The organism is Mycobacterium genavense ATCC 51234 (assembly GCF_000526915.1).
Taxonomy (GTDB): domain Bacteria; phylum Actinomycetota; class Actinomycetes; order Mycobacteriales; family Mycobacteriaceae; genus Mycobacterium; species Mycobacterium genavense.
Map to the genome: position 1 here is coordinate 12,656 of NZ_JAGZ01000015.1, position 13,750 is coordinate 26,405.

At 68.0% G+C, this 13,750-nt stretch carries 6 protein-coding genes and 5 pseudogenes; 4 read left to right on the top strand and 7 right to left on the bottom strand.

Translation table 11 applies throughout. From position 1 onward, the window contains the following. Nucleotides 1-44: 44 nt before the first annotated feature. From T428_RS0122560 to T428_RS0122570, 3 genes and pseudogenes are all read right to left on the bottom strand, one after another. On the bottom strand, nt 45-938 hold the full coding sequence (locus T428_RS0122560) for an RNA polymerase sigma-70 factor (RefSeq protein WP_025738238.1): 894 nt from the start codon (nt 936-938) through the stop codon (nt 45-47). Beyond that, nucleotides 935-2,100 (bottom strand): annotated as a pseudogene (locus T428_RS30345) (NAD(P)/FAD-dependent oxidoreductase). Before T428_RS30345 ends, T428_RS0122560 begins: the two are co-directional and overlap by 4 nt. 129 nt (nt 2,101-2,229) lie before the next feature. Continuing rightward, the gene (locus tag T428_RS0122570; protein WP_025738239.1) at nt 2,230-3,024 is read right to left on the bottom strand and encodes an FkbM family methyltransferase; all 795 of its coding nucleotides are present in this window, start codon (nt 3,022-3,024) and stop codon (nt 2,230-2,232) included. Between the two features lie 218 nt (nt 3,025-3,242). Here T428_RS0122570 and T428_RS0122575 point away from each other — a divergent pair, with 218 nt between their 5' ends. The 4 genes and pseudogenes from T428_RS0122575 (at nt 3,243) to T428_RS30360 (ending at nt 9,549) form a co-directional block, all read left to right on the top strand. Beyond that, nucleotides 3,243-4,799: a hypothetical protein gene (locus tag T428_RS0122575; RefSeq protein ID WP_025738240.1), complete on the top strand. Its 1,557-nt coding sequence runs from the start codon at nt 3,243-3,245 to the stop codon at nt 4,797-4,799. A 135-nt stretch (nt 4,800-4,934) separates the two neighbouring features. After that, nucleotides 4,935-6,793 (top strand): annotated as a pseudogene (locus tag T428_RS30350) (putative bifunctional diguanylate cyclase/phosphodiesterase). After that, nucleotides 6,708-8,486, top strand: a pseudogene (locus T428_RS30355) (hypothetical protein). The pseudogenes T428_RS30350 and T428_RS30355 overlap by 86 nt, the downstream one beginning before the upstream one ends. A gap of 22 nt (nt 8,487-8,508) precedes the next feature. Next, a pseudogene (locus tag T428_RS30360) lies at nt 8,509-9,549 on the top strand (glycosyltransferase). Nucleotides 9,550-9,556: 7 nt separating this feature from the next. Here T428_RS30360 and T428_RS0122595 read toward each other — a convergent pair. The 4 genes and pseudogenes from T428_RS0122595 to T428_RS31430 all read right to left on the bottom strand — a co-directional run bounded on the left by T428_RS0122595 (nt 9,557) and on the right by T428_RS31430 (nt 13,709). Beyond that, nucleotides 9,557-11,128, bottom strand: a complete 1,572-nt coding sequence (locus T428_RS0122595) for an O-antigen ligase family protein (protein ID WP_025738241.1) — start codon at nt 11,126-11,128, stop codon at nt 9,557-9,559. Then, a pseudogene (locus tag T428_RS30365) lies at nt 11,125-12,527 on the bottom strand (tyrosine-protein kinase domain-containing protein). The gene T428_RS0122595 and the pseudogene T428_RS30365 overlap by 4 nt, the downstream one beginning before the upstream one ends. 88 nt (nt 12,528-12,615) lie before the next feature. Next, nucleotides 12,616-13,041 (bottom strand): hypothetical protein, encoded by a 426-nt coding sequence (locus T428_RS31425; RefSeq protein ID WP_051465330.1) that lies wholly within the window; start codon nt 13,039-13,041, stop codon nt 12,616-12,618. Next, nucleotides 12,957-13,709, bottom strand: coding sequence for a hypothetical protein (locus T428_RS31430; RefSeq protein ID WP_051465331.1), 753 nt, complete (start codon nt 13,707-13,709; stop codon nt 12,957-12,959). Before T428_RS31430 ends, T428_RS31425 begins: the two co-directional genes overlap by 85 nt. Between the last annotated feature and the right edge of the window lie 41 nt (nt 13,710-13,750).

Below are 13,750 nucleotides of genomic sequence, written 5' to 3' on the forward strand. Positions count from 1 at the left end.
TGCCCTAGCTTGACAGAAGGGTGAACATTCGCGCCCTCCGGCGCTCAGCCGCGGCTGATGTCCCGGGCGGTCGCCAGCGCGGTCAGCTTGTCCGGGTTGCGCATCACATAGAAGTTCGTGATCTTGTCGCCGATGATCTCCAGCGTGATCACGCCCTCCAGCTGATCGCCGAGGTAGAGCAACACCGCCGGGGCGCTGTTGCAGGTCACCATCTCCACCCGCAGCGCCGCCGGGGCCTTGCGCATCAGCCCGGCGACGGCCCGGGCCACCCGCTCGGCGCCGACCACCGGCCGCCGGGCCGCCGACACCTTGCCGCCGCTGTCGGCCATCCAGGTGGCGTCCGGCGCCAGCATCGCCATCAGCCCGTCCAGGTCGCCGCTGGCCGCGGTGGCCAGGAACTGCGCGGTGATCTCGGCGTTGCGCGCCGGGTCGGTGTCGAAGCGCTTGCGCCGCGCCCGCACGTGTTCGCGGGCTTGGTGGGCTACCTGGCGAACCGTCGCCGACGGTTTGCCCACCGCGTCGGCGATCTCGCCGTAGTCGAAACCGAACACTTCGCGCAGCACGAACACCGCCCGCTCGTCGGGACTCAGCGTTTCCAACAGCACCAGCATGGCCATCGAAACCGATTCCGCCAGAACGAAATCGGTCGCCGGGTCCTGGTCGTCGAGCAGCAGCGGCTCGGGCAGCCACGGCCCGACGTACTCCTCGCGGCGACGGGCGCCGGCCCGCAGCGCGTTGAGCGCCTGACGGGTCACCAGCTGGGCCAGGTAGGACTTGGTGTCGCGCACCGCCGACAGGTCGACGTCCGCCCACCGCAGATAGCTGTCCTGCAGTACGTCGTCGGCCTCGGTGGCCGAGCCGAGGATCTCGTAGGCGATGGTGAACAGCAACGGGCGCAGCAGCGTGAACCGTTCCGCGTGCTCGCCGGTCGCGATCATGTGATCGCGACCTGCGTTTGGGCCGTTCGAGCGGGCCGGTTACCGCCCTTGAGCCAGAAGTACGAGCCCGGCTTGGCGGCCTCGTGCCGAATGGTCCACAGCGTGCCCCGGCAGATTCTCTCCTTGATCGCGGCGGTGGTGCGACCGCCGAGGGCCAGGTTCACCGGGGTGTCTTCGGTGCGGGCGAACTGCAGCGTGCCGCCGGCGCGGCCGATGCTGATGCACTGCCCGACGAACGCCTGGTTGAGCGCGGCGGGGTCGTCCCCGGCGATCCGGGCGAGCACGGTTTCGGCGGCCTGGGCGCCCAGCGGCCCGGCGGCCTGGCAGCTCATCCGCAACGGCTGGCCGGACGGCGCGGCGGCGTCACCCGCGGCGACGATGCGATCGTCGTCGATGCTGGTCAGCGTCTCGTCGGCGAGCAGCCGGCCCAACTCGTCGGTGCGCAGCCCGCTGCGGGCGGCCAGGTCCGGCACGGTGAACCCGGCGGTCCACACGGTTGCCGCGCTGGGCAGCACTGCGCCGTCGCTGAGCACCACGCTGTCCCAGCGGACCTCGCCGACGGCCGCGGTTTCGGCGATGGTGACCTCGAGCCGGCGCAGTTGCTTGGCCACCGAACGGCGGCCCCGGTTGCTCAGCGACGCCCCGAGCGCGCCACCGCACACCAGCGTCACCGGACGACCCTGCGCGGCCAGCTCGGACGCCGTTTCGATGCCCGTCAACCCGCCACCGACCACGGTAACCGGTGCGGTCAGCGGCAGGTCGGCGAGCGCGTAGCGCAGCCGCTGCGCGCTTTCCAGATCGCAGATCGAGTGGGCGAATTCGGCGGCACCGGGCACCGCTTCCTGGGCGGGCACCACTTCCGTGCTGCCATCAGGTAGTCGTAGGCCAGCGCGGTGCCGGAGGTCAGCAGCAGCCGCCGGTCGGCGGTGTCGATCCGCTCGACGGCGTCGACGACGAGCTGGATGCCCTCACCGAGCAGCGTGCCGTAGTCGGCGGTGGCGGCGCCGGTGTCGGTGACCAGCTGGTGCAGGCGAATTCGTTCGACGAAGACCGGACGGGGATTCACCAGGGTGATCTCGAGGTCCGGCCGCTGTCGCAGGCGATTGGCCGCCAGGGTGCCGGCGTATCCACCGCCGATGACGACCACACGGGTGTTGCCCATTGCTGTCTCCTTGTTCTCGCGGGAGTTCTCTTCGGGACGTGTGCCCTTGAGACACCGTGGCGAGGTCAGGCGTGACAACTCGATCGACGAGTGTGAGCTGTATCACCGGTGCTCCCGGCTCGGCGGACCTTACGAGTCTTCGGGGAAGAAGGTGAAGTTGTTGACGTAGGTGTCGCGGTCCGTCCAGCCGTTTTCGCGGCTTCCGACGTTTGCCGGGTTCTGATGGCGAGCCGGGTCGAACTCGGCGATCGGCCGCCGGGCGTCGTCGAGGTCGAAGTAACCGGCGTAGCCGAGCCCGGCCAACAGCCCGGTGATCGCGGCAACGGCGTCGGGGTGATGGCGCTCCTCGACTTCCACCACCACCGTCGGCCGGTTGCGGGTGAGGGTGTCCGTGGCGCCGCGCAGCACGGGCAGTTCGTGGCCTTCCACGTCGATCTTGATCAGGCCGACGTCGTCCAGGTGCAGGTCATCGAGCCGTTTGACCGGCACGTCGATGCTCTGGATCTCGCCGCCGGCCACGTCGCCGAGGCTGTTGTCGGTGTCGATCGTGCTGCGGCCCGGCTCGGACTCGACCACCCGCATGGTCGTCACGTCGGGTTTGTCCGACAGCGCCACCGCTTTTACCCGGACCTGGGCGCCGACTGCGTCGAACATCGACGCCAGGGCACGCGCCTGGGCAGGCCGGGGCTCGAAGGCGATCACCGCCCGCGACGCCGCCAACATCGCGACGGTGAACTCGCCGACGTCGGCCCCGATATCCAGGGAGACCCGGCTGGGATCGCACAACGACGCCGCCAGCTGCACGTCCGGGCGAGATTCGCCCAGCCGCTGCAGGGCGCGATACTTTCGCCGCCAGAACAGTTGTGGGGCAATGGCCTTCGCCGCCGGCGCGAGCCAACGCTTGGCCGAGCGTGCGACGGGCATTTCGGTGACTCTCCAGTGGCGGTCGTCCGGCGACCGCAAGCCCGACGGGACCCGGACGCCGCGGGTCGCCGGCAATTGGCCAGCCGTCAGCTTAGTCGAAGCGGCGGTGCAGCCCGTGTGTCAGGCGCCCGGTGATTGTGGTCTGAGTCACTGGCCACGGCCCGGTGGGACGGAGCCGCCACTCACGCCGGGGCGCGGATCCCTCTAGCATCGCAACGATGGTCCGGACACTGAGGCGAAGCGCGGCGGCTGTTGGCGCCTGCGCGGCATTGGTGTTGAGCGGCTGCGGTGGTCACGTCACGCCCGGACCGCTGTCGGCCATGGTCAGTCCGCCCATTGCGCCCAGCACTGCGGACATCCCCAACCCGCTGCGCGGCCAGTACGAAGACCTGATGAATCCGCTGTTCCCGCAAGGCAATCCCGCGCAGCGGCGCTACCCCGCGTGGCCGGCGTCGCATGATGCCAGCATGCGCATCTCGTGGCGGCAGCTGCAGCCCACCGATCCGGCCACGCTGCCCCCCGACGCGCCCGACGACCGCAAGTTCGATTTCAGCGCGATCGACGATGCGCTGAACAAACTGGCCAGCCGCAACATGCGACTGGCCCTGCGCGTCTACTCCTACAGCTCCGACCCGAACGGCACCGGCATCGCCGTTCCCGAGTGGGCGCGGCCGCTGACCACCAGCAATGCGCCGCCGCCGAACAGCCCCGGGGTGCCGCAGGTGGTGCCGAACTGGGACGACCCGCGCTACCTCGACGCGTTCGGCCAGCTGGTCGCGGCGCTGGGCCGTCGCTATGACGGCGACGAGCGGCTCAGCGTTTTCGAGTTCTCCGGGTACAGCCAGTTCCGCGATCAGAACATCAGCGCCGCGTCGATCCGGCAGCTGGTCGCGGCCCACGTCAACGCCTTTCCGCATACCCAATTGGTGGTGGCGCCGCAGCACCCGGAGATCGTGCGCGAGTTGTTCTCCGACGACGTCACCAAGAAGCTGTCCGCCCCGGTCGGCATCCGCTCGGATTGCCTCGGCGTCCAGTCGCCGCTGCCCGGTTGGGCCGAGTCGGGTGACTCCCAGTACGTCCGCAACAACGATGCGCTGGTCAACACGATCAAGCAGCGACTGCGCGCGGCGCCGGTGATCACCGAATGGTGCTCGTTGCCCGGCGGCGCCGACCCGAAGAGCTACTACGAAAAGGCCGTGCACGACGTCGTCAAGTACCACGTGTCGATGACGTCGAGCGCGAACTTCCCGGACCGGGACGCGACGTCGGCGATGGACCCCAAGCTGTACGCGCTGTGGGCGCAGGCCAACGCGGCGGCCGGATACCGGTATTCGGCCGAGGCAAAGCAGGGATCGCAATCGATTCAAGGCCAGGTCGCGGCCATCTCGGTGGAGTGGACGAACTACGGCGCGGCGGCTACCACCGAGCAGTGGGCGCCCGGTTACAAGCTGGTGGACAACACCGGTGCGGTGGTGCGCACGCTGCCGGCCACGGTCAACCTCAAAACCTTGGTCCACGACGATTCCAGCCCGTCACGCGAGGAGGCGGTCCCGGCGTCGGCCACCGAGACCGTGCACGTCGACCTGTCGGGGTTGGCGCCGGGGCACTACACGCTGCGCGCCTCGGTGGACTGGCAACAGCACAAGCCCGGCGCCTCGCACGTGGTGAACTACGCCCCGATGGCACTTGCCCGCGACGGACGGGACGGATCCGGGGCGTACCCGATTGCGACGCTTGACATCCCGCGCGACAACACGAACTCGAGCAACGGTTGACACGGTCCGCCGACGCTGGCGGTAAGCCCGGAGGAAACGGCGTCGTGCATGATACGGTGCTCTCACCAATATGATCTGTGACCTGCTCAAATCTGGCCGCTCGGCCGGCACATTCGCCCCACCTCGGAGGTCTCCATGCCGCGCAGCCTGGACCTGGTCGTAACTTCCGTCGCCACCGCGCTGATGGAAGCCACGGCGTCCACGGCGACCGAGGTGAGCCAAAAAGTCCTCGCGCGGCTGGTCGAGCAAATGGGTTTGGACGCCAGCTTTCTGCGGCACCGCGACGAGCAGTCCCGCGCCTCGGTGCTGGTCGCGGAGTGGCCGCCGCGCCTGGAGGCCGCGGATTCGGACGCGACGGACGTCCTTCCCTACGCCGGCGCCGATGCGCTGCTGACCGAGTGCGAGCAGGGCCGCAAGCCGGTGCTCATAGCGCCCGGCCGGCGTTGGTGGCGGCGCTGGCTGGCCGGGGCCCGCGGCCCAGCGCTCCCTCGGTGGCGGCCGCGCCGCTGCTGTCGGGCGAGGCGACGACCGGCGTACTCGGTTTCGTCAGGTTCGGCGACCGCAGGTGGAAGCAGACCGAGATCAACACGCTCGAGGCGGTCGCCGCCCTGTTCGCCCAGTTGCAAGCACGTCTGGCCGCCGAGCAGAAGCTTCGGTACCTGGCCGAGCACGACGACCTGACCGGCTTGTACAACCGCCGGGCGCTGGTCGCGCACCTGTCCGAACGGCTCGCCGCCGGAAAGCCCGGACCCGTCGCGGTGCTGTATCTCGACCTCGACCGGTTGAAGCCGATCAACGACTACCTCGGCCACACCGCGGGCGACTGGTTCATCAGGGTCTTCGCGCAACGCATTCAGATGTGCGCCGGCTCGCAGGCGATGATCGCCCGGCTGGGTGGCGACGAGTTCGTCGTGGTGCCGGAGCAGTCGATGTCACCGGAGACCGCCGAATCATTCGCCCGGCGGCTGGCCAAGATGCTCTGCGAGCGGCTGGCCATCGGCTGTCACATGATCAGCCGCACGGTCAGCATCGGGCTGGCGGTCGGGATGCCGGAGCGCGACAACTGCACCGCGTTGTTGCGCCGCGCCGACGAGGCCGTGCTGACCGCCAAGCGCGCCGGCGACAACCAGATCGCGGTGTTCACCGACGACATGTCGTTGAAGAGCGCCTTTCGCAACGACATCGAGCTGCACCTGCAGGGCGACATCGGCAGCGAGGCGCTGCTGCTGCATTACCTGCCCGAGGTGGACTTGTGGACCGGCGCGGTGGTGGTCGCCGAGGCGCTGGTCCGCTGGCGGCACCCGATCTGGGGGTTGCTGCTGCCCGACGCGTTCATCGGGGTGGCCGAGTTGACCAACCTGGCCGGCGAGCTGGGCCGCTGGGTGCTGCGCACCGCGTGCGCCGAGTTCAGCCGCTGGCGCGCCAACGGCGTGGGCCAGGGCGCGATCTTGCGCGTCAATGTCTCACCCGTGCAGCTGATCACCCGCGGCTTCGTGCGCAGCGTCGCCGAGACGATCGGAGAGTTCGGCATCGACGCCGAATCGTTGTGCCTGGAGATCACCGAGCGCGCCGTCGTGCACGACATCGAAACCACCCGCAACACCCTCGCGGAGCTCAAAGAGGTCGGCGTGCAGCTGGCCATCGACGACTTCGGTACCGGTTATGCGGTGCTGTCACACCTGAAGTTGCTGCCGGTCGACATGCTCAAGATCGACGGCGGCTTCGTGCGCGATCTGGGGACCAACGCCGGCGCCCTGGCCATCGTGCGCGCCATCATCGGGCTCGCCGAGGCATTCGGTCTGCAGGTTGTCGCCGAGGGAGTCGAAACACCCGCTGCCGCATTGACTTTGATGCAGCATGGGTGTAACCGCGCGCAAGGCTCTTTGTTGTCCAAGCCCGTCCCCGGCGATGCGATGGAGGCATTGCTGTCGGCGCGGTGGATGCCGATGCCGTTCCTGGCCGATCGTGAGGCCTTGTCGCAGGGCGCCATCTGATTCTCAGAATGGTCAAAAAACTTAGCAAAAAGGTGCTGGCGGTTGCCGTGGTCGCGATGTTGGCACTCAGCGGATGCGGTGGCCACAAGCAATCCGGCCCGTTGAACGCGATGGTCAGTCAGGCCATACCGTCGAACACCCAGGAGATCTCCACCCCGCTGCGCGGTCAGTACGAGGATCTGCTGGAACCGCTTTTCCCACAAGGCAATCCCGCGCAGCAACGCTATCCGGCATGGCCGGCGTCTCACGACGCCAGTCTGCGTCTGACCTGGCGGCAGATCCAGCCCGTCGACCCCCACACGTTACCACCCGACACGCCCGACGATCGCAAGTTCGACTTCAGCCCGATCGACAACGCACTGGCCAGGCTGGGCGAGCGCGGCATGCGGATGACGCTACGGGTGATGGCCTACAGCTCCTGCTGCGACGACTCCGATCCCAACAACACGAACATCGGCGTTCCCGACTGGGTGCGTGCGATGCCGGGCGCTACCACCAGTTACCCGAATCCACCGACCGGTCCGGGGGCCGGGGTGACCCAGGTGGTGCCGAACTGGAACGACCCCAACTATTTACGGGCTTTTCAGGATCTACTCGCGGCGCTCGGCCGCCGCTATGACCGCGACGAACGACTCAGCGTGTTCGAGTTCTCGGGCTACGGGGATTTCAGCGAAAACCACATCTCGTACCTGCGCGACGTACTCGGCGCGCCGGGTCCCGCGCCCGACGACAGCGTGGCAAAGCTAGGATATTACAGTCAGTTTCGCGATCAGAGCATCACCATCGCCTCGATTCGCCAACTGGTCGCGGCGAACGTAAACGCTTTTCCGCATACCCAATTGGTGACCGCGCCGGACAATCCGGAGATCGTGCGTCAACTGCTCGCCGACGACGTCACGAAGAAGCTTTCGGCGCCGGTCGGCATCCGCGCGGACTGCCTCGGTGTCTACGCACCGTTGCCGACGTGGGCCGAATCCAAAGACTCGCAATACGTGCGGTCCAACGATGCGGTCGTCAACGCGATCAAGCAGCGGCTGTCCTCGGCGCTGCTGATCACCGAATGGTGCCAGCTGCCTTCGGGAACCGACCCGCGAAGCTATTACGAAAAGGGCCTGCACGACGTCGTCAGCTACCACGTGTCGATGACGTCGAGCTTCAATTTCCCTGACCGGGAATCGAATGCGGCGATGGATCCCAAGCTGTATCTGCTGTGGGCTCAGGCCAACGTGTCGGCCGGCTATCGGTATTCGGTCGAGGCGCGCCCCGGATCGCAATCCGTACAGGGCAACACCGCAACGATTTTGGCGGTATGGACCAACCATGGTGCGGCCGCCGCCACCGAGAAGTGGGTGCCCAGCTACAGGTTGGTGGATTTCTCCGGGGCGGTGGTGCGGACGATCCCGGCAACGGTCGATCTCAAATCGCTGGTCTCCGACGACACCAGCCAATCACGCGAGCAGGCGGTGCCGACGTCGGCCACCGAGACGGTTCATGTCGACCTGGGGGTTTGGCTCCGGGACACTACACGCTGCGCGCCACCGTCGAGTGGCAGCAGCACAAGCCGGATGCGACGCACGTGGTGAACTACCCGCCCATGCAGCTGGCGCGCGACGGTCGCGACAACTCAGGGCTGTATCCCATTGCGACGCTGGATATTCCACGCGACACGCTGATCTCCGATCTGGGTAAGTAACGTGTCACGGCGCGACCTTCGGGTGCTATGGCTTTCGCCGTGGTGCGGCCGTTGGCGCGGATCCAGGTGGAGGCGTTACACCGGCGGGGCGCCGACGCGTTGCTGGTGACATCCGACCTGCACCCCGAATCCGACGCTCCGCGCGACTACGAACTGGTGCTCGATCCCCGGTTTCGAACCGCCGCGACCTGGCCCGCCGCGGTCGCGGCGTGGCGGCGCCTCCGCCGGTACCGGCCGCATGTCGTCGTGGCCGAACTGGTCCGCGATCCACGGTGGATCGCGCTGGCCGGAAAGGTTCCGCGCGTTCAGTTGGTGCACGACGACCGTCCCCATGACGCGATCGAAGATCCCGGCCGCCGAGCGCGCGGTGTTCGATCGGTGGGGCGCCCGCTCGGCGGCCACGATCGCCTACAGCGACTATGTCGCGAACGCCATCGCCGACCGGCGCGACGTGCGGCGCACCCGCGTCCACGTGCTGCCGCTCACCAGCGACCTGGATCCCGCGCTGGTTCCCCCGGTGGCGGGGCCCGACGAACGCCGCGACTTCACCGTGATCGGTCGGCTGCACCCCTACAAAAACCTCGAGGTGATACTCGAGGCCTGGCGACAGCACGTGGCCGGCGGCGGCTGGCGCGGTGACGACCTGGTGCTCATCGGCGACGGATCATCCGACCCGGGCACGCTGCCCGAACACGCCCGGCGGCGCGCGGGCAGCTACCGCTATGCCGACATCGTCACCACGCTGGCGGCGGCGAAGGGATCGGTCGCGCACTATCGGCGCGCGTCCCAAAGCGGTGTGCAGGTGCTGTCCATGCAGTTGGGCGTCACGCCGATCGTGTCCGCGGTCGGCGGCCTGTCGGAATACCAACCGACGGGGTGCCCGGCAATCGGTGTCGATGACGTCGCCGGGTTGGTCACCGCGTTCGACGAGCTGGCCGACCCGTCCGTCGCCGCGCAGCGCGGAGCTGCGGCGGCGCATCACTACGCGCAGCGCTGCTCCGTCGACCGGGTGGCGGATCGCATGATGGACGTGCTGAGCGAAGTGGCTGCGGATCGGCCCTGACCCGGCGTCAGCGCGGCTGCGTGGAGTGCTTGGCCCGCCGGGGAGCGGGGGCGGCCGGACCCCCCACCAGCAGCGGAATCGGTTGGGTAATGTCGTCGGTCGCGCCGTCGTCGAGATCCGCGCCGTCGGGGTCATCCTTCCGCCTGCGGGCCAGGTTGGCGAACCCCATTGCCGAGCCCAGGACCATGCCGTACACCACGGAATCGGGGGTGTCTTCGATATTGGGACCGACGATGTTCAACACCAGCAGTCCGACACTGACCGCGCCGGCGATCTTCGCCGGGGTGGACGCGCTGCGCAGGGCCCGAAGCACCGGCCTCAGCGCGAACCACGCGAAGACCACCATGCCCACCGCCCCGGCTTTGACCAGCCACCACAGGTAGAAGTTGTGCGCGTAGGTGGTGCCCAGCAGCACGGTGAAACTGTCGAACCCGAATGCGTCGCTCCCGGATCCTTCGTCCCCGAAGGGCAGTCGGTAGGCGTAGCCCAATCCGTGGCCGAACACGGGTGCCTTGGCGATTTCACGGCCGAGGTCGGCATTTTCCACCAACCGGTATTGCGTCGAGTCGTCGACGGCGAGCGCACTGGCTTTGACACCGCCCAGCACGCGGTAGTCGAACCCGGCGAGCTGATGGCCCAGCCATGCTCCAGCCTTCGAGTGCTGCAGCAGGAACATCGCCGCCGGCAGCATCGCTGCCAACAGCGCCGCGCTGGTGACGGCGAAGGTGGCCGCGCGCCGCAGCGTTGGCCAGGAAGGTTTGGCGAAGAACGCCACGACCCCGGCCAGCCCGATCACGATCAGCGTGCCGCGGGAGAACGCCACCAGTGAAATGATCAGCGCGGGCACGCCCAGGGCGAAAAACGTTGCGGGCCTTACCCGTCCGAGGACTTTGGCGGCCATCAGCGCGGCCAGCACCGCGATCGCCGGCGCGGTGGTGGGGACGATCAGGCGGGTGACCGAGCCCCCGGTGGTCGATTCACCGATGGTTTCGAAGCGGCCGGTCAGGCGCAGGCCCAGCGACGAGCTCAGAATGACCATCGCCGCCGAAAACCACATCGCCAGGATCAGTGTCTGCGTCGCTCCCTTGACGTAGTCGCCGTAGACGATCAACATGGCCAGCAGGTACCCCGCGAGCATTTCGCACAGGCACGCCACTTCGTGCAGGATCGCCTCGGCGGAGTGCCCGTCGGCGAATCCGATCGCGGTGAAATACACGATGGTCAACAGCAGGATGGCTGGTGGCAGGTAATCGGAGAACCGCGGCCGCACCAGTTGAATCAGGTAGGCGATCGCCGTCAGCAGCACGACGTGCCAGACGAAGATCGTCACCGGGCCCAGGACTTTGCCGACATACAGACCGATCGGTAGCGCGCCGAACATGTAGAACAACGCGATCCATACCATCAGCTCCGGTTTTGCCCAGTACACGACCAGGGCGAACATCGCGCCGACCGGGACGACGCCCACATACAGGTCGCGCGTCGCGGCCACCCCGAAGGCGAAGCAGCCGAGCAGGAACCCGCCCATGACCACCACGGACAACACCAGGCGTTGGCGAGTCCGCAGGTACCTGATCACGTCGAGCCGCCGAGTTTCGCCCGGTAGGTCCGGGCGGACGCCCGGGTGTGCTGGGACACTCGCGCGTTGGTGAGGACGGTGCCGACCACCCGGGCCCCGGCGGCCTGCAGCGCGGTCAGCGCATCGGCGAGTTCTTCCTCGGTGGTCCGCCGCGCCCGGACCACCAGCACGGTGGCGTGCACGGTGCCCGCCAGCATGCCGGAGTCGGCCGTCGCCAGCACCGGCGGCCCGTCGATGACCGTTCGGGTGAAGGTGGCCGACAGCCCTGCATCACGTTGTCCAGCACTTCCGGCAGGTACGCGCTGGCCGGCAGGGTGTCACGACGGGCGGCGCGCGGCGCAAGCATGAACAGCTTGGCGATCGGCGTCGGCTTGACGATTTCGACGGCGATTTCGGGTTTGGCCAGCGCGCTGGCCAGGCCTTCGCCCGATTCGACTTTCAACTGGCTCGCGATCACCGGTCGCTGGGTGTCACCTTCGACGAGCAGCACGTCCTCGCCCGCCTCGGCCGACGCCTTCGCCAGGTTCAGCGCCGTGGTGGTGGTTCCCTCGCCGCCGAACGGTGCCGTCACCAGCACCCGGGTCACCCCGGGTCCCGCCGCCCGGAGCAGGCGTGCCCGGAAACCACGGACCGCGTCGTCGAAGGAGATGTCGGTGCCGAATCGTGGTGCGGTGCCGCGCGTTCCCGGCGGCTCCGCCAAGGTCGGCATCTTGGACAGCCGTTCCAGCTTCTCGCGATCGCGAACGGTGTGGTCGGTGGCCTCGCGGGTCAGCGCCACCGCGATGCCCAGCAGCATCCCGGCCACCAGCCCCAACCCCATGTTGCGCACCGGCACCGGACTGATCGGGACCCGCGGCACCGTCGCCGGCTCCACCACCGAGGCCCGGGCCAGGATGGTCTCGGGCTGCTGGGCTTGGGCGGGTTGTTGGTCGCCGGTCTGCGGCGGGGGTGCTCCCTTCGGGGGCGCGCCCAGTGACCCGACCACCGTGACGAACTCGTCGGCCATCGCTTCGGTGAACGCCGCACTGCGACGGGCGTCGGTATCGGTGACGCTGATCGTGAACAGCAGGGATTTCGGGACGTACTGGACGTGCGTCTTGGTTGCCAGCGCGTCGGCGCTGATCGGCAGGTCGTAGTGGGCCACCGCGCGCTCGGCCACCGAGCGTCCGCCGGCGATCGCTGCGTACGACGACAGTCGCTCCTGCACGGCCTGGGTGCGGTAGTACAGCTGCGAGGGGTCGGTCTGCCCGGGAAACGAGATGAGCACGGTGGCCGACGACTGGTAGACCTTCGTCTGGAACAGGGTGACCGCCGCGGCGCCGGCCACACAGGCCAGCAGGGCGGCCGTCAACAGTTTCCAGTGAACGCCGAGAGTCCGGGTAAAGGTGCGGAAATCCATCGGGTGATACCTCTCTATGCCCTACCCGGGCACTGTCTTGTCAACGCGCGCCTGGATCCGCTGCTGCTGCTCATTGCCGCGTCGCCGATCAGACGGAGTTTCTGCGGGCCCGGTACAGCAGCACGCCGCCGCCGACGGCGGCTACCACCACCCAGCCGGCGACCCACCACACCCACGTGTAGTGGTCCTCCTGCGTCGGCGGCTTCACCACGACGTCGCTGGGCGGATTGGCCACCGTGATGGGTTCACTGCCCGGTACGGAGATGATCTCGCGGCCGTTCAATTGCGACCAGCGACCCGGCTCCGCCGCCAACCAGCGCAGCAACTCGTCGAGCTGGCCGGGTGCCCCGTTGGACGTCGCGATCAAAAACGAGCGGTGACCGTCGAATGCGGTCTGTAGCGAGCCGAAGTGGATCGACGGATCCAGTGTCAGCGAGACCGATTCGCCGCCGGCGTCGGCGCCCTCGATCGTGATTCTGCGTTGAACGGCAGCGGGATCGTCTGGACCGGCCAAGCGCCGGCCGAAATCAGCACCGCCGGTTCCCGGCTGTCGATCGCCTGCTTGAGACTGGTGACCTTGGTCGCCAATGGCACCACGCTCAGCTGCTGCAGGCCGACTATGATCTGGGCCGCGCGCACGGTGTCGTTGAACGCGTCGTCGGTGATGCCGATTTGAATGCGCGGCATCAACGACTGGGGGATCGACGGAAAGCCTTTGGGGATAGGCGGATCGGCGCGCGAGGTCTGAATCTCGCTCTTGGGGTCAATCTTCAGGGTGATCGGGAGGTACTCGCCGCAATGCCCGGCATCACCGGTGGTGTGCACGATGATCGACAGGCTGGTGGAACGGGTCAGCAGCCGATCCGGGATGTCGACCCAGCGGTCGATCGTGCCGTTGGCCTCGGCCGGCCACCGGTTGATCGTCTGCCCGGCGACCGAGGCGAGCACCTCGCCGCCGAAATTGCTGGGAAGCGGTGTGTGCGAACCGATCACGTGCACCCGAAGGTGCTGCAGTGAATGCCCCCATCGGGTCTGGTCCAGGCTGATGCTCACGTCGGGCCACAGGTCCTCGGCGCTGAGCGAATTCTGGTTCAGCTGTTCGAGCGTGGTGGTATCGGCGGCGAGCTTCTGCTTGTTCGGCAGCTTCCCGGCCACCGCGGTGGGGCCGAGCGCGAATTTCACGGAAGGATCGGTCAGCAGCCAAGTTTGGTTGGTGAGCTCGT